This window comes from Streptomyces sp. NPDC059828 (assembly GCF_042731955.1).
GTDB lineage: Bacteria > Actinomycetota > Actinomycetes > Streptomycetales > Streptomycetaceae > Streptomyces.
In genome coordinates, this window is the sequence record NZ_JBHWIW010000060.1 from 13,444 (window position 1) to 32,918 (window position 19,475).

The following is a 19,475-nucleotide window of genomic DNA, read 5'->3' on the forward strand; positions in this document are numbered from 1 at the left end:
GGGTGGGCGGGTTTCCCGGCGTGCCGCACCCCGGGAGCCCGTTACCCCCGCCGGAGGCCAAGCTCGCGGGTCGTTGCCGGGTTGAGCAGCACCACCAGACCGATCACCGCCACCAACGCGAGCGCGATCCCCGCGGGGATCAGGGCGCCCGATGAGCGCAGGAGGGTCCAGGCCACGGGAAGGGCCATCAGCTGGGTGATGATCGCCGGGCCACGGCTCCAGCCGCGGCGCAGCAGCAGGCCGCGGGCGGCCAGCAGCGGGATGAGTCCCAGGGCGATCAGCGTGGCGCCGCCCGACTCCGCCTGGGTGGTGCTCTCGGGGGTACCGACGAGTCCGGTCACCAGCAGGTACACACCACCGGCGACGAGCGCCAGGGCTTCCAGCCCGCAGACGGCCGCCGCGGCGGTGAGCCGGGGCGGGCGGGGGCCGGACACGGCCTCGGCGGACTGTTCGGGGGTCTGGTCAGCACTGCTCACCCCTGAAGGGTAGCCGTCGGGCACCGGGGCCGGGCCTGACCGGGTGCCCCCGGCAGGTACGCCGGGTACCCCCCGGTAGGTACTCTGGCGGCCATGCGCGCACTCCTCGTGGTCAACCCGGCAGCAACCACCACCAGTGCCCGCACGCGTGACGTACTGATCCACGCCCTCGCCAGCGAAATGAAGCTGGAAGCCGTCACGACGGAGTACCGCGGTCACGCCCGGGACCTCGCGAGGCGGGCGGCCGAGTCCGACGACATCGACCTGGTCGTGGCGCTCGGGGGTGACGGCACCGTCAACGAGGTCGTCAACGGCCTGCTGCACGCCGGCCCCGATCCGGACGCACTCCCCCGGCTCGCGGTGGTCCCCGGCGGCTCCACCAATGTGTTCGCACGGGCGCTCGGGCTGCCGAACGACGCGGTCGAGGCGACCGGCGCCATCCTGGACGCGCTGAGTCTGCGCAGTGAGCGCACCGTCGGGCTCGGGCTGGTGTCCGGCACGCCGGGGACGGATGACGAGGGAGCCCCGGCCCGCTGGTTCACCTTCTGTGCCGGATTCGGCTTCGACGCCGGAGTCGTCGGGCGGGTCGAACAGCAGCGCGAACGTGGCAGGAAGTCGACGCACGCCCTCTACATACGCCAGGCCGCCCGCCACTTCCTGGACGACCCGCACCGCAGGCGGGGAGCGATCACCCTGGAGCGCCCCGGCATGGAGCCGGTGCGCGATGTGGTGCTGTCGATAGTGTGCAACACCTCCCCCTGGACCTACCTGGGCAATCGCCCGGTGTACGCCGCCCCCGACGCGTCGTTCGACACCGCTCTGGACGTCCTGGCTCTGCGACGGCTCTCGGCCCCCGCGCTGGCTCGTTACGCGACTCAGCTGCTCACCTCGACCCCGGAGCGCGGGCCGCACGGCAAGCATGTGGTGTCGCTTCATGATGTAGCGGACTTCACCTTGCATTCGAAGGCTCCACTGCCCTTCCAGATGGACGGAGACCATCTGGGGTTGCGTACGAGCGTGACGTTCACAGGCGTACGCCGTGCACTGCGTGTGATTGTGTGAGTGGAAGGCCCCGATCTCCTTACAGTCGAACGTTTAGACGCGGGTCCACCCCATGGAAGTACGGCTGTGATCTAGTCGACACCAAGGAATCAAAAAAAACTTTCCGGAAGGGGTTGTATCCGCCGCCGAGGTTTGCGAATCTCTACGTGGCGCTCGGGACGGCCCGCAGGATCGGCCTCCCAGGGAGCCAGAACCCCTCCTCATCTCAGGACAGCAACCAGTTCAGCTGGGCGTTGACCCTTCCCTTGCGGGGGGATTCGTGAAAGCGTTCACATTCACAAGCAATCAGTAAGTCATACCAAGAGAGGTAGCAGCCATGGACTGGCGTCACAACGCCGTTTGCCGCGAGGAAGACCCCGAGCTGTTCTTCCCCATCGGCAACACCGGTCCTGCGCTGCTGCAGATCGAGGAAGCCAAGGCCGTCTGCCGCCGCTGCCCCGTCATGGAGCAGTGCCTGCAGTGGGCGCTCGAGTCCGGTCAGGACTCCGGCGTCTGGGGTGGCCTCAGCGAGGACGAGCGGCGCGCGATGAAGCGCCGCGCTGCTCGTAACCGGGCGCGCAACGCCAGCGCCTGATCGCCACCGCTATGAGCCTGAGGCCGGCGGCGCGTACGGCGAGTACGCATTCACCGCCCCCGAGCCGCAGCGCGCAGCAGTAACTCACAGCGTTCGAGCCCCGGACCGTTGATACGGACCGGGGCTCGCTGCTGTGCGCGCTCGGAAGGGGCGGCTACTTCTCGCTCTGCACCGGGATGTCCAGGACCACATGAGTGCCGCGCCCCGGGGCCGGCTTCATGTCGAAGGAGCCGCCGAGCTCCCCTTCCACCAGGGTCCTGACGATCTGGAGCCCGAGGTTGCCGGCCCGCTGCGGGTCGAAGCCCTTGGGCAGCCCGCGGCCGTCGTCCTGCACGGTGATCAGCAGCCGCTCCGCACCACGCGGGCCGCCGCGTACCGCCGTGACATCGACCGTGCCCTGCTCCCCCGGGGCGAAGGCGTGCTCGAGGGCGTTCTGCACCACCTCGGTCAGAACCATCGAGAGCGGGGTGGCCACCTCGGCGTCGAGGATTCCGCAGCGACCGCTGCGGCGGCAGACCACCTTGCCCGGGGCGATCTCGGCCACCATGGCGAGGACCCGGTCGGCGATCTCGTCGAACTCGACCCGCTCGTCGAGGTTGTGGGACAGGGTCTCGTGCACGATCGCGATGGAGCCGACCCTGCGGACCGCCTCGTTGAGCGCCTCCTTGCCTTGTACGGAATCCATCCGGCGGGCCTGGAGCCGCAGCAGGGCGGCCACGGTCTGGAGGTTGTTCTTGACCCGGTGGTGGATCTCCCGGATGGTGGCGTCCTTGGTGATCAACTCACGCTCGCGGCGCCGGAGTTCGGTGACGTCCCGGAGCAGCACCAGGGAGCCGATGCGCGGCCCCTTGGGCTTGAGCGGAATGGCCCGGAGCTGGATCACGCCGCCGTTGCCCTCGACCTCGGCCTCCCGGGGTGCGTAGCCGCTGGCCAGCTTGACCAGGGCCTCGTCGACCGGCCCCCGGGACGGGGCGAGTTCCGCGGTGATCCGCCCGAGGTGCTGTCCGACCAGGTCGGCGGCCAGACCGAGACGGTGGTACGCGGAGAGCGCGTTGGGCGAGGCGTACTGCACGACCCCGTCCGCGTCGAGGCGGATCAGTCCGTCACCGGCGCGGGGCGAGGCATCCATGTCGACCTGCTGGTCCGGGAACGGGAAGGCGCCCGCGGCGATCATCTGGGCCAGGTCGGACGCGGACTGAAGGTAGGTGAGCTCCAGCCGGCTCGGTGTGCGGACCGTGAGGAGGTTGGTGTTCCTGGCGATCACGCCGAGCACCCGGCCCTCGCGCCGCACGGGGATGGACTCCACCCGGACCGGGACCTCCTCCCGCCACTCCGGGTCGCCCTCGCGGACGATACGGCCCTCGTCGAGCGCCGCGTCCAGCATCGGGCGGCGCCCGCGCGGAACCAAATGGCCGACCATGTCGTCCTGGTAGGAGGTGGGCCCGGTGTTGGGGCGCATCTGGGCGACCGAGACATAGCGTGTGCCGTCCAGGGTGGGGACCCACAGGACCAGATCGGCGAAGGAGAGGTCGGAGAGCAGCTGCCACTCCGAGACCAGCAGGTGCAGCCACTCGAGGTCTGATTCACTCAGGGCGGTGTGCTGGCGTACGAGATCGTTCATGGAGGGCACCTTGTGAGCGTACCCTCGGTGTGAACCGGACAGACGGGGGCTCCGTGATGAAGGATGGACCTCGGACTTCTCTCCATGTGGATGTCTAGTCCACAATGACCGGTAGAGCCTCCGCCCTCCCCGCACAGGAGGGTGGACCTGGGCGCCCGCGCTTTCTGCCCTGACTGCGTGGATGCCCTCCCAACGGCCGCACGGGACCGCACACCCGTCGGCCGGGTAACTCCGGGCTGCGGTGCCGGACGGGCTGAGGGTCCCGTCCCGGCGCCGCGGCCCGCGGGTGTTTTCAGGGGCCCCTCTGGTACATTGGTCTATACCAGATGTCTTTCGTATCTTCCGGCGATAGGCAGGCCCAGCGTGGAAGTTGTCATAGTCCCGGACGCCGAAGCCGGCGGGGAGCTCATCGCCCGGGGCATCGCGGATCTCCTGCGCCGCAAGCCCGACGCACTGCTCGGGGTGGCCACCGGATCGACTCCCCTGCCCGTCTACGAAGCGCTCGCCGCGTTCGTGCGGGCGGGCGAGGCGGATACGTCGAGGGCCAGGATCGCTCAGCTCGACGAGTACGTGGGCCTGCCCGCGGGCCACCCCGAGTCCTATCACTCCGTCCTGCTGCGCGAGGTCGTCGAACCACTCGGACTGCGCCCCGACGCCTTCCTGGGCCCCGACGGCATGGCCCCGGACGTACGGGCCGCCTGCGCGGCGTACGACGCGGCGCTGGCCGAGGCGGGCGGAGTGGACCTCCAGCTCCTCGGGATCGGCACCGACGGGCACATCGGTTTCAACGAACCGTGCTCGTCGCTCGCGTCCCGCACCCGGATCAAGACGCTCACACAGCAGACCCGGGCGGACAACGCGCGCTTCTTCGGCGGCGACATCACCCAGGTGCCGCAGCACGTGATCACCCAGGGCGTCGGCACCATCCTGGAGGCCCGCCACCTGGTGCTGCTCGCCACCGGCAAGGGCAAGTCGGAGGCGGTCGCGGCGACGGTGGAGGGGCCGGTGGCGGCGGTGTGCCCCGCCTCAGCGCTACAGCTTCACCCGCACGTGACGGTGGTGGTGGACGAGGAGGCGGCGTCGGGATTGCGGCTGGCGGGGTACTTCCGGCACGCGTACGCGAACAAGCCTGCGTGGCAGGGGCTGTAGGGGCGGCTTGCACGGTGCCCGTGCCCGCCCCCTGTGCGGCCTCGGTGGCCCGTGGTGGGCGGGGCGTCCGGTGCAGCCGCGCCTCGCAGCGGTGAGCGGGAAGTCTCCGTCAGGGGTGCGGTGCACCGCGAAATCGCGGCCTGGGCCGTGTGTGAGAACTGGTGTCGTCCGCCCGAAGGGCGGGGATCGCTGCGTCCGGTGCGTGCCATCGCAAGGCGGTGGGGGTTCCCCCGCCGGAGGCAGGGGGAGGTCGTCCTCGTACCGGGCGTCCTCGGACGATCCGACAACGCAGCGAGTGCGCGTGCCAGGCGTCGCGAGCCAGACCGGAGTTCTCCATCACGGCCTAGCGGCGACCGCAGATCGCCTCCGCTGCCGCGACACCGCACACCCGCGCCGCTCCGAGTGTCGCCACATGGAGGGCGCCGCGTGGTGGGGCCTGGTTGAGGCCCATCTCGACCACGATCGTGTCCGGCCGGGCGGCCAGCAGGGCGTCGAGCGCCTGCGCCATCCACGGGTGCCGGTGGGCATCGCGCACCACCGCGACCACACGCCGGTCGCCCGCGGCGCTCAGCACCTCGGCGGTCGGAGCGGACTCGGCGTAGGTGTCCGTCCGGGTGCCGGGAAACAGGCGGGCAAGTTCCGCGGCGACGCCCCAAGGTGTCTCGTCGCCCACCGCGATGTTGGCCGCAGCGGTGAAAGCGGCCACATACGGAGTGGAGGCGAGGGGTGTCCGGGGCCCCGCCCCCGGGGTCACGCGTACCGCACGGCGCGCGGCCACGAGGCCGATCTCGGTGCCGGGCGCGGTCCCCTCCTGTGAAGCCGCGCCCGGCTCCGATGCCGCCCCCCTGGCCCCCCTGGTCCAGTCCGCGAGCGCACGCACCCGTGCGGCCGCGTCGGCCAGTCGTTCCTCGGGCAGCTCGCCCTGGCGCACCGCGGTGACGAGCGCGTCGCGCAGCCGCAGCACCGTGTCCTCGTCGGCCAGGCCGCCGCCGACGCAGATCGCGTCGGCACCGGCGGCGATCGCGAGGACACTGCCGCGCTCGATCCCGTACGTCTCGGCGACGGCCTTCATCTCCATACCGTCGGTGACGATGAGGCCGTCGAAACCCAGCTCCTGACGCAGCAGACCGGTGAGGATCCGCGGGCTCAGGGTCGCCGGGTGATCGGGGTCGAGCGCGGGTAGCAGGATATGCGCGCTCATGACCGACTTGGAACCCATTGCGATCGCCGAATGAAAAGGCAGCAGCTCACGGGCATGCAAAGTGGCCAACTCCACATCGATCCGGGGCAGTGCGTGGTGTGAGTCGACCGATGTGTCGCCGTGCCCGGGGAAGTGTTTGGTGCATGCGGCCACACCAGCGGACTGCAGGCCCTCGACATACGCCGCGGTGTGCCGGGCGACAAGCGCGGGGTCCGAGCCGAAGGAACGCACCCCGATCACGGGATTGTTCGGATTTGAATTGACGTCGGCGGACGGCGCCCAGTTCAGGTCGACCCCGCACGCGGCGAGCCGGCGTCCGAGCGCAGCGGCCACCTGGCGGGTGAGGTCGGTGTCGTCCACGGACCCGAGGGCGTAGTTGCCGGGGAAGGACGAGCCGGTGCGGACCTCCAGGCGGGTGACGTCCCCGCCCTCCTCGTCGATGGCGACGAGGACGTCGTCCCGCTCGGCCCGCAGCTGGGCGGTGAGCGCGGAGAGCTGCTCGGGCGAGGCGATGTTGCGGCCGAACAGACCCACCGCCGCGAGGCCCTCCCCGATACGCCGCAGCAGCCATTCGGGAGCGGTGGTGCCGGGGAAGCCGGGCTGGAGGACGGCCAGGGCATCGCGGGTGAGGGTGTCGGTGCGGTGCGGAGTCGTCGTCATTCGGCGTCGTCATCCCTTCACTGCGCCGGCCGTGAGGCCCGCGGCCATCTTGCGCTGGACGAGGAGGAAGAGGATCACGATGGGGACGGCCATCATCGTGGCGCCGGCCATCATCGGGGCGTATTCGGTGCCGTGCTTGGTGGTGAAGTTGCCGAGCCAGACGGTGGCGGTCTGGTTCTGCTGGCTCATGAGCATCAGGGCGTACAGATACTCGTTCCACGCCTGGATGAACGCGTACACGGAGGTCGCCACCATCCCGGGGGCCAGCAGCGGGAAGACCACCCGGAGGAAGGCGCCGGCGCGGGTGCAGCCGTCGACCATCGCGGCCTCCTCCAGTTCCCTGGGGATGTTGACGATGAAGCCGCGCAGCGTCCACACGGTGAAGGGGAGGACGAAGGTGAGGTACGTGATGATCAGACCGGTCAGCCTGTCGTACTGACCGAGGTCGTTCAGCAGCAGGAAGACCGGGATGATCATGGCGACCAGCGGGACCATCTGGACGGCCAGGATGCCCACGATCACGACCTTCCGGCCGCGGAAGGCGAATCGGGAGATCGCGAGCGCGGCGAGCATGCCGACCGCGATCCCGACGGCCACCACGGCCAGCGACACGGCGAGGCTGCGTCCGACGGGGCCCCAGAAGTCGGCCACGTCGAGGGCCCGGGAGAAGTTCTCGACGGTGAGGGTCCGGGGGAAGAAGTGGGGGTCCGGGTCGATCGCGTCCCTGGCGGGCTTGAAGGCCGTGTTGAGCATCCAGTAGACGGGGAATCCGGCAGTGGCGAAGACCAGCAGGCCCAGCAGGTTCCAGCCGAGCCTGCCCCGGGCCGGTCTCCTGGCGGTGCGCACGTCAGTGCGTTTGACCACGGCACTCACTCGACTTCTCCGATCCTGAGCATCTGGCGCATGTAGACCGCGACCACACCGAGCAGCAGGAGCACGGTGACCAGGGCGATCGCGGAGCCGCCCCCGTAGTCGTTGACGACGAAGGCCTTGTCGTACGAGTACGTGGTCAGCAGCTGGAACTCCGCCTCAGGGTGGCCGTTGCGCATCACGAACACCTGCGGGAAGACCCCCATGTCCCAGATCACCGAGAGCGTCGTCAGCATCACGATGATCGGTTTGAGGACCGGCAGGGTGACATAGCGGAACACGCCCCAGGCTCCGGCGCCGTCGAGGCGGGCGGCCTCCTCCAGTTCCCTGGGCACCTGGGTGAGCCCGGCGCTGAGGGTGACGGCGACGAAGGGCACGGCGCCCCAGACCACCAGCAGCATGATGACGGCGAGGCCCTCGGGCCCGCTGGCGAACCAGTTGTGACCGCTCATGTCGACCCCGGGTATCCGGCTGAGCAGCCAGTTGAGCACCCCGTAGTCGGTGTCGAACAGCCACTTGAAGATCGCGGTGGCGACGATGACGGGCATGCCCCAGCTCGCGACCAGCGCGATGTTTATCAGCGTCCTCACCCAGCGGGAAACCCGCTGGAGCAAGAGCGCGATCAGCATCCCGAGCACCATGGTGAGCACCACCGCGCCACCGGTGAAGACCACGGTGCGCACGACCACGGACCAGAACTCGCCGTCGCCCAGGATCCTGGTGAAGTTGGCGAGGCCCACCGACTCGGGCTCCTGGAAGCCCCACAGCTGCGGCTGCCCGAACTTCTGGAAGGAGAGGGTGACCAGCCGGGCCAGTGGATAGCCGAGTACGAGGAGCAGGACGAGCAGGCAGGGCGCGAGCAGCGCCCACGGCACCGCGGTCCCGCCGCCGGTGCGCCGTCGCCGCTGTCCCGGTCCTCCGGCTTCCCCGGCCCCCGGTCCCGCGCCGGGGGGCGTCGACAGCCGCGCGGGCGGCACCTTGGCAGTGGTTGTGTCTGCGGCACTCATCGGGCGCTCCTCGGCGATCCCTCAACTCGTACGGGAGCAGGACCCCGTCGGGCGACCGGCGATCCGGTCGGCCGACGAGGTCCTGCCGGGGGCGGTCACTTGGTGTTGATGACCTTGTCGATCGCCTCGTCCGCGGCCTTGGCGGCCTCCTCGACCGACTTCTTGCCGGTGCCGATCTCCTGGAGCATCGTCTTGAGGATCTGGGCCTTCTCGACCTGGCCCCAGCCCGGTGCCATCGGGACGAACCAGCTGGACTCGGCCGCGGTGGCCGGAACCGCCGTCTTCGGGTCGCTCTTCAGCGGGGCCAGGTCGGTCTTGTTGTTGGGCAGATTGCCCTTGGCGACCAGGCCCTTCTGCCCCTGGGCTCCGGTGAAGGCGTTGATCCACTCGGCGGCCAGGGCCTGTGCCCGTGACTTGACCGGGATGGCGAGGTCGGAACCGCCGAGGAAGACGGGAAGGTTACTGCCGGACGGTCCCGGCATCACGAAGTTCTGAAGGTTGCCCTTGAGCTTGCCGGTCTTGTCGTTCTTCGGGTCCTCGGCGGTCGCGCCCTCCCAGGCCGCGCCGAAGATCATCCCGGCGTTGCCCTGGCCGTACACGATGTAGCGGTCCGACTCGTCCTTGGTCTTGTCGGCCTTCATGTAGGTGTCGAGCACCTTCTTGTACTCGTTGAGGCCCTTGAGCGACTCGGGTGAGGAGAGTCGGGCCTTCCACTGGTCGCCCTCCTTCTTCGCGATCGCCCCGCCCGCGTCGTAGACGAAGGACATCGCGGCGTACCAGTCCGGCGAAGGCTGGTACCAGGCGCTGAACTTGGGACCCTTCTTGGCCTGGATCCGGTCCAGGGCGGCGGTCAGCTCCGTGTACGTCCTGGGCGGAGCCTTCACTCCGGCCTCGGCGGCCACGTCCTTGCGCCAGTTGCCCACGCGGCCGCCGGCGTAGTACGGCACGCCGTAGGTCTTGCCCTCGTAGCCGACGGACTCCTTGAGTCCGTCGAGCCAGGCGTCCGACTGCTCGAACTGCTGGGGGTCGACCTCGGCGAACGCACCCTTGACCACGTAGCCGAGCATCTCGGTGTTGCCCATCTCGACCACGTCGGGGGCCTTGTCGGTGGCGAGGACGGCGTCGAGCTTGGTGTTCTTGTCGGGCCAGCCGTAGTACTCGTGCTTGATGGTGAGGCCGGGGTGCTTCTTGACGACCGCGTCGTCGGCCGCCTTGACCAGCTCCGGCCAGTTGTTCTGGGCGTCGACGGTCAGCCAGACGGTGAGTTCCTTGGCGTCGGCGCCGGCCTTGTCCCCGCCCTTGTCGCTGCCGGAGCCACACGCGGCTATGCCGACCACCATGCCCGCGACGCCGACCGCCGCGATGAGCTTGCGCTTCACGCCACCCTCCTCAGGGATGCTGCAACCCCCACATGGCCCATATTGGTTTAGACCAGTAAGCGGAGCTTGGCCTAGACCTTTAGGGGTGTCAAGGGTGTATAAGGAGGGCTGTCGCGTCCGTTACCGGACCGACACCTGAGGGAGGGCGACGACCCGTGACCGGACCGTGCCACCATGTGATCCGCAACCAACGGAGGAGCCGGTGACGGCAGCAGCACACGAGTCGGGAAGGCGGGCCATGGCCATGGACGGGGGCGGCACGGAGACCGAGAACGGGACGACGACCCGGTCGGCCCGCGTGCCCAAGTACTACCGCCTCAAGAAGCACTTGCTCGACATGACGGAGACGATGCCGCCCGGCACGCCCGTACCGCCCGAGCGCACCCTCGCCGCCGAGTTCGACACCTCGCGCACCACCGTGCGCCAGGCCCTCCAGGAGCTGGTGGTCGAGGGACGCCTCGAACGCATCCAGGGCAAGGGGACGTTCGTCGCCAAGCCCAAGGTCTCCCAGGCCCTCCAGCTCACCTCGTACACCGAGGACATGAAGGCGCAGGGCCTCGAACCCACGTCCCAGCTGCTGGACCTCGGCTATGTCACCGCCGATGACACGCTCGCCGGACTGCTCGACATCGCACCGGGCGGGCGGGTGCTGCGGATCGAGCGGCTGCGGCTGGCGAGCGGCGAGCCGATGGCGATCGAGACGACGCATCTGTCGGCGAAGCGCTTTCCGGCCCTTCGCAGGTCACTGGTGAAGTACACCTCGCTCTACACGGCGCTCGCCGAGGTGTACGACGTCCATCTGGCCGAGGCCGAGGAGACCATCGAGACCTCGCTGGCCACTCCGCGCGAGGCGGGGTTGCTGGGCACGGATGTGGGCCTGCCGATGCTGATGCTGTCGCGGCACTCGCTGGACAGGAACGGCGAACCGGTCGAATGGGTGCGGTCGGTGTACCGCGGCGACCGCTACAAGTTCGTGGCGCGGCTCAAGCGCCCCGAGTCGGACTGACGCCCCGAGCCCACCCCGCCGCGACGAGCGGTCGGTTTCGGGCGCTGAGCGGTCGGTTCCGGCCGCTCGGCGGCTGCGCCGACCGCCCGCCGATTGCCTGTCCGATATCCGGAACGCAGGGTTCCCACACGCGAAGTCATCCCCTAGATTTCCTGCGCGCTACAGCAGCTGAGCGATTCAGCTGACCAGCAAGGCAACCGAGGGAACGGAGTCGCTCATGTCCGAAGTACCCGCGGGGAGCAGACCGGCCGTCACGCCGGTGCGGGTGGTCGTGGCCCTGTGCCTGATCGCACCGTTCGTCGCGATGCTCTGGGTCGGTTCGTACGCGAAGACCGACCCCGCGTTCGCCGGGATCCCCTTCTTCTACTGGTACCAGATGCTCTGGGTGGTCATCTCGACCGCGCTGACGCTGATCGCGTACCAGCTCTGGCAGCGCGACCAGCGCGCGAGGCGGGCTCGGCACGACCTGCCCGCCCAGCGCGCCGACCGCAGCGAGCAGGAAGGGGCGTCGCGGTGAACGACGGTGTGAACGGCGTCGCACTCGCCGTCTTCGTCTTCTTCTTCCTGGCCGTCACGGTCATGGGCTTCCTGGCCTCACGATGGCGCAGGGCGGCGAACGAGAACAGCCTGGACGAATGGGGTCTGGGCGGACGCTCGTTCGGTACGTGGGTGACGTGGTTCCTGCTCGGCGGCGACCTCTACACCGCGTACACCTTCGTCGCCGTACCCGCGGCCATCTACGCGGCGGGCGCCGCGGGCTTCTTCGCAGTGCCGTACACCATCCTCGTCTACCCGCTGATCTTCACGTTCCTGCCCCGCCTGTGGTCGGTCTCGCACCGGCACGGCTATGTGACGACATCGGACTTCGTCCGCGGGCGGTTCGGCTCCAAGGGCCTCTCACTGGCGGTGGCGGTCACCGGCATCCTCGCGACGATGCCGTACATCGCTCTGCAACTCGTCGGTATCCAGGCCGTACTGGACGTGATGGGCGTGGGCGGCGGTGAGAACACCCACTGGTTCGTCAAGGACCTCCCGCTGCTGATCGCCTTCGGCGTGCTCGCGGCGTACACCTACTCGTCCGGGCTGCGGGCGCCCGCGCTGATCGCCTTCGTGAAGGACACGCTCATCTATCTGGTGATCGCCGTCGCCATCATCTACATCCCCATCAAACTGGGTGGTTTCGACGCGATCTTCGCCAAGGCGGGCGACGCTCTGTCCCAGACCAACCCGAAGACCGACAAGCCCTTCGGGGCCCTGGTGCCCGGTGAGATGGGTCAATGGGGCTACGCCACGCTGGCACTCGGTTCCGCGCTGGCGCTGTTCATGTATCCGCACTCGATCACCGCGACGCTGTCCTCGCGCAGCCGTGACGTGATCCGGCGCAACACGACCATACTGCCGCTCTACTCGCTGATGCTGGGGCTGCTCGCCCTGCTCGGGTTCATGGCGATCGCTGCCGGGGTCAAGGTGACCAACGGCCAGCTCGCGATTCCGCAGCTGTTCGAGAACATGTTCCCCGACTGGTTCGCGGGGGTGGCCTTCGCCGCCATCGGTATCGGCGCACTGGTGCCGGCCGCGATCATGTCGATCGCGGCGGCGAATCTGTTCACGCGAAACATCTACAAGGACTTCCTGAAGCCGGACGCGACACCGGAGCAGGAGACCAAGGTCTCGAAGCTGGTGTCGCTGCTGGTGAAGGTGGGCGCGCTGGCCTTCGTCCTCACCATGGACAAGACGGTCGCCATCAACTTCCAGCTCCTGGGCGGCATCTGGATCCTTCAGACCTTCCCGGCCCTGGTCGGCGGGCTGTTCACCCGCTGGTTCCACCGCTGGGCACTGCTCGCCGGCTGGGCCGTCGGAATGATCTACGGCACGGCGGCGGCGTACGGTGTCGCGAGCCCGACCCAGAAGCACTTCGGCGGCTCGTCCACCGAGATCCCGGGCATCGGCGAGATCGGCTACATCGGTCTGACGGCGTTTGTGCTCAATGTGCTGGTGACGGTGGTCCTCACCTTCGTGCTGCGGGCCACGAACGCTCCGGACGGTGTCGACGAGACGTCCCCCGAGGACTACACGGCGGACGCGGGAGACCCCGGAGTCGAGACGGAGGCCCCGAAGCTGACCGCCGCGACCCACTGACACACCGGACACCGCCTGGCCGCTTCCTCCCTCCGGGACAGCGGCCAGGCGCCGCTGTCCCGGTGTGGCATTCCCCCGTGTGCGGCAGACTGCCGGGATGGACGTGATCATCCGACAGGTGGAGCCGCAGGAGTACGACGCCCTCGGCGAGCTCACCGCACAGACCTATCTCGGGGACGGACTGCTGGCCTTCGGGGAGCAGGACCCCTATCTCCCCGTGCTGCGGGACACGGCAGCGAGAGCCGCACAGGCCGAGGTGCTCGTCGCCGTGGACGGCTCGGGGCGCCTGCTCGGCGGAGTGGCGTTCACGGCGGGAGCGAAGCCCTACGCCAATATCGCGGGCGATGACGAGGCCGAGTTCAGGATGCTGGTCGTCGCCACCGAAGCCCGGAAACGGGGTATCGGCGAGGCTCTCGTCATAGCGTGCGTCGAGCGGGCCCGGGGCATCGAAGGCTGCCGCCGACTGGTGCTGTCGACCGATCAGCAGATGCGCGCGGCCCACCGCATATACGAGCGTCTGGGCTTCGTACGGACGCCCGCACGGGACTGGGTGCCGATCGCCGGCCTGGACCCTCTGCTGACGTACGCCCTTGAGCTCTGAGGGCTGAACCCCGGCTCGCCCGAGGGGAGACGCGACACCACCGCGACACAACATGTGGGGGGCGCGGCAACGCCGCGCCCCTACATGTATGCTCGACTCCGTTGCCGCAGCAGGGGAATCCGGTGGAAATCCGGAACTGTCCCGCAACGGTGAGTCGGTCTGCATTCGTTCCTTTCGCGTACCCATGAGGCATGCCCGCGCGGCGTATCCGTGCGTGCGTGCACGGGAGTGAGCGCACACCCACGAGTCCGAGGACCTGTCGGCAACGCACCCGGTCCATCCGGTCCGGGTTCCGAGACGTCCGGGCCTCGCGGATCAGGCTGGTGGACGCGGAGCGTTGTGCTGCCCAGACACACGCCCGCACGCCACTTCCCCGCCGGCCCCGAGCCGAGTGAGGGAGAGCACCCCGTGACCATCGCGCCCCCAGACCCTGCTTCAACGCAGCTCGCCGATGGGCCAGGAACCGCGCTGCTGCGGATCCTGACCGACCTCACCGCGGACCTCCCCGACACCGACCCCGGCAGGGTCGCCGCCGCCGCGCTCCGGGGACGCCACGCCGGTTCGGACGAAGCCGAACTGCGGGAGCTGGCCACGGAGGCGGCCGCGGGGCTGATCGCCGAGGACCCGGCGTACTCCCGGCTCGCGGCCCGGCTGCTCAGCATCACCATCGCCGACGAGGCGGCCTCGCAGGGGGCCAGCGGCTTCGCCTCCTCCGTCGCCGTCGGTCATCTCGAGGGGCTGATCGCGGACCGTACGGCCGCTTTCGTCCAGGAGCATGCCGCCCGTCTCGACGCTCTCATCGACCCGGCCGCCGACGACCGCTTCGGCTACTTCGGACTCCGCACCCTCTACAGCCGCTATCTGCTGCGCCACCCGATCACCCGCAAAGTGGTCGAGACCCCGCAGCAGTTCATGCTGCGGGTCGCCTGCGGTCTCGCCGAGGACGGGTCCGCGCGCGCGGTGGACGAAGTCGCCGCGCTGTACGGGCTGATGAGCCGGCTGGACTATCTGCCGTCGTCGCCGACGCTCTTCAACTCCGGCACCCGGCACCCCCAGATGTCGTCCTGCTACCTGCTGGACTCGCCGCTGGACGAGCTGGACTCGATCTACGACCGCTACCACCAGGTGGCGCGGCTGTCGAAGCACGCGGGCGGTATCGGTCTTTCGTACTCCCGCATCCGCTCCCGCGGTTCGCTGATCCGCGGCACCAACGGACACTCCAACGGCATCGTGCCGTTCCTGCGCACCCTGGACTCCTCGGTCGCCGCCGTCAACCAGGGGGGCCGGCGCAAGGGTGCGGCCTGCGTCTACCTGGAGACCTGGCACGCGGACATCGAGGAGTTCCTGGAGCTGCGCGACAACACGGGTGAGGAAGCGCGGCGTACGCACAACCTCAACCTGGCGCACTGGATCCCGGACGAGTTCATGCGCCGGGTGAACGCCGACGCCGAGTGGTCGCTGTTCTCTCCGGTGGACGTGCCCGGGCTGGTCGACCTGTGGGGCGCCGAGTTCGACGCCGCCTACCGCAAGGCGGAGGAGGCGGGGCTCGCCCGCAAGACGATCCCCGCCCGAGACCTGTACGGCCGGATGATGCGCACGCTCGCCCAGACCGGCAACGGCTGGATGACGTTCAAGGACGCCTCGAACCGCACGGCGAACCAGACCGCGGAGCCCGGCACCGTCGTCCACTCCTCGAACCTCTGCACCGAGATCATCGAGGTCACGAACGACGGCGAGACGGCCGTCTGCAACCTCGGCTCGGTCAACCTGGGCGCGTTCGTCACCCCCGAGGGCTCCATCGACTGGGAGCGGCTGGACGAGACCGTCCGTACGGCCGTGACCTTCCTCGACCGGGTCGTGGACATCAACTTCTACCCGACCGAGCAGGCCGGCCGCTCCAACGCGAAGTGGCGCCCGGTGGGCCTGGGGGCGATGGGCCTCCAGGACGTCTTCTTCAAGCTGCGGCTGCCCTTCGACTCCGCCGAGGCGAAGGCGCTGTCGACCCGGATCGCCGAGCGGATCATGCTGGCGGCGTACGAGGCGTCCTGCGACCTCGCCGAGCGCAGCGGCCCGCTGCCCGCCTGGGAGCAGACCCGCACGGCACGCGGTGTGCTGCACCCGGACCACTACGGGGTCGAGCTCAACTGGCCCGAGCGCTGGGCCGCGCTGCGCGAGCGGGTCAACACCACCGGGATGCGCAATTCGCTGCTGCTCGCCATCGCCCCCACCGCGACCATCGCGTCGATCGCGGGTGTCTACGAGTGCATCGAGCCGCAGGTCTCCAACCTGTTCAAGCGCGAGACGCTGTCGGGCGAGTTCCTCCAGGTCAACTCGTACCTGGTGGACGAGCTGAAGCAGCTGGGCGTGTGGGACGCGCAGACCCGCGAGGCGCTGCGTGACTCCAGCGGCTCGGTGCAGGGCCTCAGCTGGATCCCCGCGGACGTCCGGGAGCTGTACCGCACGGCCTGGGAGATCCCGCAGCGAGGCCTGATCGACATGGCCGCGGACCGCACCCCGTTCCTGGACCAGTCGCAGTCGCTGAACCTCTTCATGGAGACGCCGACCATCGGCAAGCTCAGCTCGATGTACGCGTACGCCTGGAAGCGGGGCCTGAAGACGACGTACTACCTGCGCTCCCGCCCGGCCACCCGGATCGCCCGCGCCGCGTCCGGCACTCCGGCGGCCGTCGCCGCCCCCATCCCCGCCCAGCAGGCCGCTCCCGACGCGGACGCCGTCGCCTGCTCCCTTGAGAACCCCGAGTCCTGCGAGGCATGCCAGTAATGTCCACCGAAGCCACCAGCGCCACGACGGCGCGGGAGAAGAACCTGCTCGACCCCGGCTTCGAGCTGACGCTCCGCCCGATGCGCTACCCCGACTTCTACGAGCGCTACCGGGACGCGATCAAGAACACCTGGACGGTGGAGGAGGTCGACCTCCACTCCGACGTCGCCGATCTGGCCAAGCTCTCCCCCGGCGAGCAGCACATGATCGGCCGCCTGGTCGCGTTCTTCGCCACGGGCGACTCGATCGTCGCCAACAACCTGGTGCTCACCCTCTACAAGCACATCAACTCCCCCGAAGCGCGGCTGTACCTCTCCCGCCAGCTCTTCGAGGAGGCCGTGCACGTCCAGTTCTATCTGACCCTGCTGGACACCTACCTGCCTAACCCGGAGGACCGGGCCGCCGCGTTCGACGCGGTCGAGAACATCCCCTCGATCCGCGAGAAGGCCGCGTTCTGCTTCAGGTGGATGGACTCGGTCGAGAAGCTGGACCGCCTGGAGACCCAGGCCGACCGCCGCCGTTTCCTGCTGAACCTGATCTGCTTCGCGGCGTGCATCGAGGGCCTGTTCTTCTACGGGGCGTTCGCGTACGTCTACTGGTTCCGCTCCCGCGGTCTGCTGCACGGTCTCGCGACCGGCACCAACTGGGTGTTCCGGGACGAGACCATGCACATGAACTTCGCTTTCGAGGTCGTGGACACGGTCCGCAAGGAGGAGCCTGAGCTCTTCGACGACGAGCTCCAGCACCAGGTCACGGAGATGCTGAAGGAGGCCGTCGCCGCCGAGCTCCAGTTCGGCCGCGACCTGTGCGGTGAGGGCCTGCCGGGCATGAACACCGAGTCGATGCGCGAGTACCTGGAGTGCGTCGCCGACCAGCGCCTGGTCCGCCTCGGCTTCGCCCCGGTGTACGGCTCACAGAACCCGTTCGCCTTCATGGAGCTCCAGGGCGTCCAGGAGCTGACCAACTTCTTCGAGCGCCGCCCGTCCGCGTATCAGGTCGCGGTCGAGGGCTCGGTGGACCTGGACGAGGACTTCTGACCGCTCAGGCGCCCGCACACGATCGATGGCTCGGCCCGCACCGCGGTCCGGGCCATCGGCCTTTCCGCATCACGCAGTTGCCGGTCGATCGCACGGTCGCGCAGATGGCCGACGAACGAGGGCAGTCCCACGACGACAAGGATTCCGAGGACTACGACATAGCTGAGGAACGTACTCATGACGTTCACTCTCGTCCCGGGACGCCGAGAAGAGCAGTGGCAGGACTGTCGACAACCATCGAATTACTGCCACACTCGCGGCATGCTCAAGAACGTGGCGGCCGTACTGCTCGACGGCGTGCATCCCTTCGAACTCGGTGTGCTGTGTGAGGTCTTCGGCCTGGACCGCAGCGACGACGGGCTCCCCGTCTACGATTTCGCCGCGGTCTCCGCCGAGGGGCGCCGATTGCGCACCCATGCCGGTTTCACGCTTGAGGTGGAGCACGGACTGGAACGGCTGGACGAGGCCGACCTGATCGCCGTGCCCACCGGCAGCGACTACACGCGGCGCGACTATCCCGAGGCCCTGCTGGAAGCACTGCGGGCGGCCGTCGGCCGGGGTGCGCGGGTGCTGTCCGTCTGCACCGGGGCGTTTGTGCTGGGGGCTGCTGGTCTGCTCGACGGCCGGTGCTGCACCACCCACTGGCGGCACACCACGGCGCTTGCACGCAGGTATCCGCGGGCGCGGGTCGATCCGGACGTGCTGTACGTAGACGAGGGATCGGTGATCACCTCGGCCGGGACCGCCGCCGCGATCGACGCCTGTCTGCACCTCGTACGCCGTGAGCACGGCCCCGAGGTCGCCAACACCATCGCCCGGCGCATGATCGTGCCCCCGCACCGCGACGGCGGGCAGGCGCAGTACATCGAACGGCCCCTGCCGCGCCATCGGTGCGACACGGTCGGAGAGGTGCTGGCCTGGATGGAGCGGCACCTCGATCGGGAGATGACCGTGGAACACCTGGCAGCACGGGCCCATATGTCTCCCCGTACGTTCGCCCGCCGCTTCCAGCAGGAGACCGGCACGACGCCGTACCGCTGGCTGCTGCGCCAGCGGGTGCTGCTGGCGCAGGAGCTGCTGGAGGCGACGGACGAGACGGTGGACACGATCGCGGGCCGTGCGGGCTTCGGGAACGCGGCTGCGCTGCGCCATCACTTCCTGCGCACGCTGGGGACGACCCCGAACACCTACCGGCGCACGTTCCGCGGCCCGGTGCGGGTGGGCCCGACCGGCGCGGCGGCTGCTCAGTCGTTCGGCACGGTCTCGTAGCGCGCAGTGCCCTCCGCCATCTGCCGCAGCGCTTCCTTGCGCTCCCGCTTCGACAGCCGGTCGATGTAGAGGCGCCCGTAGAGGTGGTCGGTCTCGTGCTGGAGGCAGCGCGCGAAGTAGCCGGTGCCGCGGACCTTGACCGGGTTGCCCTGGGGGTCCTGACCGTGGACCTCCGCGTAGTCGGGGCGGGCCAGCGAGGCATAGGCCGTCGGGACGGACAGGCAGCCCTCGTTCGAGTCGTCGAGCACGCGCAGCTCAGGCGACAGCTCCTGGATCACCGGGTTGCAGACCACGCCGGTGTGGCGCACGCCCTCGTCGTCCGGGCAGTCGTAGACGAAGACCTTCAGGTCCACACCGATCTGGTTGGCCGCCAGGCCCACGCCCTCCGCCGCACGCTGGCTGGCGAACATGTCGTCGATCAGCGCCGCGAGCTCGTCGTCGAACTCGGTGACGTCCTGGCACTCCTTGTGGAGCACCGGGTTGCCCACGACGGTGATGGGGCGGGCCGTGCCGCGCACGCGGTACGCCTGCTCGCGCTCCTCGCAGTCCTCCGTGTCGACGACGAAGCCGTCGTTGATCTGCTCGTCCGTCTGCTGCGCCATGCCGCCGTAAGCCTTCCTGCAAACCCTGTTCGGTGTCCCGT

Annotated in this window: 18 protein-coding genes and 1 riboswitch; of the genes, 10 read left to right on the forward strand and 8 right to left on the reverse strand. The window is 69.2% G+C overall.

The window, feature by feature from the left end; genetic code table 11:
• Positions 1–41 precede the first annotated feature (41 nt).
• Positions 42–476 carry a hypothetical protein gene (locus tag ACFV6V_RS27780; RefSeq protein WP_385570235.1) on the reverse strand — a complete coding sequence of 145 codons (435 nt, stop codon included), beginning with the start codon at positions 474–476 and terminating at the stop codon, positions 42–44.
• A 93-nt stretch (positions 477–569) separates the two neighbouring features.
• Here ACFV6V_RS27780 and ACFV6V_RS27785 point away from each other — a divergent pair, with 93 nt between their 5' ends.
• On the forward strand, positions 570–1,538 hold the full coding sequence (locus ACFV6V_RS27785) for a diacylglycerol/lipid kinase family protein (protein WP_385570236.1): 969 nt from the start codon (positions 570–572) through the stop codon (positions 1,536–1,538).
• Between the two features lie 316 nt (positions 1,539–1,854).
• Positions 1,855–2,112, forward strand: coding sequence for a WhiB family transcriptional regulator (locus ACFV6V_RS27790; RefSeq protein WP_003953983.1), 258 nt, complete (start codon positions 1,855–1,857; stop codon positions 2,110–2,112).
• 154 nt (positions 2,113–2,266) lie between these two features.
• Here the strand turns inward: ACFV6V_RS27790 and ACFV6V_RS27795 are convergent, their stop codons facing one another.
• Positions 2,267–3,733 carry a sensor histidine kinase gene (locus ACFV6V_RS27795; RefSeq protein WP_385570238.1) on the reverse strand — a complete coding sequence of 489 codons (1,467 nt, stop codon included), beginning with the start codon at positions 3,731–3,733 and terminating at the stop codon, positions 2,267–2,269.
• A gap of 363 nt (positions 3,734–4,096) precedes the next feature.
• Here ACFV6V_RS27795 and nagB point away from each other — a divergent pair, with 363 nt between their 5' ends.
• On the forward strand, positions 4,097–4,882 hold the full coding sequence (nagB, locus tag ACFV6V_RS27800; RefSeq protein ID WP_385570240.1) for a glucosamine-6-phosphate deaminase: 786 nt from the start codon (positions 4,097–4,099) through the stop codon (positions 4,880–4,882).
• A 343-nt stretch (positions 4,883–5,225) separates the two neighbouring features.
• Here the strand turns inward: nagB and ACFV6V_RS27805 are convergent, their stop codons facing one another.
• From ACFV6V_RS27805 to ACFV6V_RS27820, 4 genes are all read right to left on the reverse strand, one after another.
• Positions 5,226–6,743: a glycoside hydrolase family 3 protein gene (locus tag ACFV6V_RS27805; protein WP_385570243.1), complete on the reverse strand. Its 1,518-nt coding sequence runs from the start codon at positions 6,741–6,743 to the stop codon at positions 5,226–5,228.
• A 9-nt stretch (positions 6,744–6,752) separates the two neighbouring features.
• The gene (locus ACFV6V_RS27810) at positions 6,753–7,607 is read right to left on the reverse strand and encodes a carbohydrate ABC transporter permease (RefSeq protein ID WP_385570245.1); all 855 of its coding nucleotides are present in this window, start codon (positions 7,605–7,607) and stop codon (positions 6,753–6,755) included.
• 5 nt (positions 7,608–7,612) lie between these two features.
• The gene (locus ACFV6V_RS27815; RefSeq protein WP_385570247.1) at positions 7,613–8,620 is read right to left on the reverse strand and encodes a carbohydrate ABC transporter permease; all 1,008 of its coding nucleotides are present in this window, start codon (positions 8,618–8,620) and stop codon (positions 7,613–7,615) included.
• 95 nt (positions 8,621–8,715) lie between these two features.
• The gene (locus tag ACFV6V_RS27820) at positions 8,716–9,999 is read right to left on the reverse strand and encodes an extracellular solute-binding protein (protein ID WP_385570250.1); all 1,284 of its coding nucleotides are present in this window, start codon (positions 9,997–9,999) and stop codon (positions 8,716–8,718) included.
• A 238-nt stretch (positions 10,000–10,237) separates the two neighbouring features.
• Here ACFV6V_RS27820 and ACFV6V_RS27825 point away from each other — a divergent pair, with 238 nt between their 5' ends.
• The 6 genes from ACFV6V_RS27825 to ACFV6V_RS27850 all read left to right on the forward strand — a co-directional run bounded on the left by ACFV6V_RS27825 (position 10,238) and on the right by ACFV6V_RS27850 (position 17,563).
• Positions 10,238–11,005, forward strand: a complete 768-nt coding sequence (locus ACFV6V_RS27825) for a GntR family transcriptional regulator (RefSeq protein ID WP_385570298.1) — start codon at positions 10,238–10,240, stop codon at positions 11,003–11,005.
• A 217-nt stretch (positions 11,006–11,222) separates the two neighbouring features.
• Positions 11,223–11,522: a DUF3311 domain-containing protein gene (locus tag ACFV6V_RS27830; RefSeq protein WP_385570252.1), complete on the forward strand. Its 300-nt coding sequence runs from the start codon at positions 11,223–11,225 to the stop codon at positions 11,520–11,522.
• Positions 11,519–13,144, forward strand: coding sequence for a monocarboxylate uptake permease MctP (gene mctP / locus ACFV6V_RS27835; RefSeq protein WP_385570254.1), 1,626 nt, complete (start codon positions 11,519–11,521; stop codon positions 13,142–13,144). The genes ACFV6V_RS27830 and mctP overlap by 4 nt, the downstream gene beginning before the upstream one ends.
• Positions 13,145–13,241: 97 nt before the next feature.
• Positions 13,242–13,745: a GNAT family N-acetyltransferase gene (locus ACFV6V_RS27840; RefSeq protein ID WP_385570256.1), complete on the forward strand. Its 504-nt coding sequence runs from the start codon at positions 13,242–13,244 to the stop codon at positions 13,743–13,745.
• 82 nt (positions 13,746–13,827) lie between these two features.
• Positions 13,828–14,024: riboswitch (cobalamin riboswitch) on the forward strand.
• Between the two features lie 129 nt (positions 14,025–14,153).
• On the forward strand, positions 14,154–16,526 hold the full coding sequence (locus ACFV6V_RS27845; RefSeq protein WP_385570258.1) for a ribonucleoside-diphosphate reductase subunit alpha: 2,373 nt from the start codon (positions 14,154–14,156) through the stop codon (positions 16,524–16,526).
• Positions 16,517–17,563, forward strand: a complete 1,047-nt coding sequence (locus ACFV6V_RS27850) for a ribonucleotide-diphosphate reductase subunit beta (protein ID WP_361279004.1) — start codon at positions 16,517–16,519, stop codon at positions 17,561–17,563. The genes ACFV6V_RS27845 and ACFV6V_RS27850 overlap by 10 nt, the downstream gene beginning before the upstream one ends.
• Here ACFV6V_RS27850 and ACFV6V_RS27855 read toward each other — a convergent pair.
• Positions 17,518–17,742 carry a hypothetical protein gene (locus tag ACFV6V_RS27855; RefSeq protein ID WP_385570261.1) on the reverse strand — a complete coding sequence of 75 codons (225 nt, stop codon included), beginning with the start codon at positions 17,740–17,742 and terminating at the stop codon, positions 17,518–17,520. The genes ACFV6V_RS27850 and ACFV6V_RS27855 overlap by 46 nt on opposite strands.
• 82 nt (positions 17,743–17,824) lie before the next feature.
• Between ACFV6V_RS27855 and ACFV6V_RS27860 the strand changes: the two genes are divergently transcribed.
• On the forward strand, positions 17,825–18,832 hold the full coding sequence (locus ACFV6V_RS27860; protein WP_385570263.1) for a helix-turn-helix domain-containing protein: 1,008 nt from the start codon (positions 17,825–17,827) through the stop codon (positions 18,830–18,832).
• On the opposite strand, the gene def is transcribed toward ACFV6V_RS27860, so the two are convergent.
• Positions 18,808–19,434 (reverse strand): peptide deformylase, encoded by a 627-nt coding sequence (gene def / locus ACFV6V_RS27865; RefSeq protein WP_385570265.1) that lies wholly within the window; start codon positions 19,432–19,434, stop codon positions 18,808–18,810. The two genes, ACFV6V_RS27860 and def, sit on opposite strands and share 25 nt — an antisense overlap.
• Between the last annotated feature and the right edge of the window lie 41 nt (positions 19,435–19,475).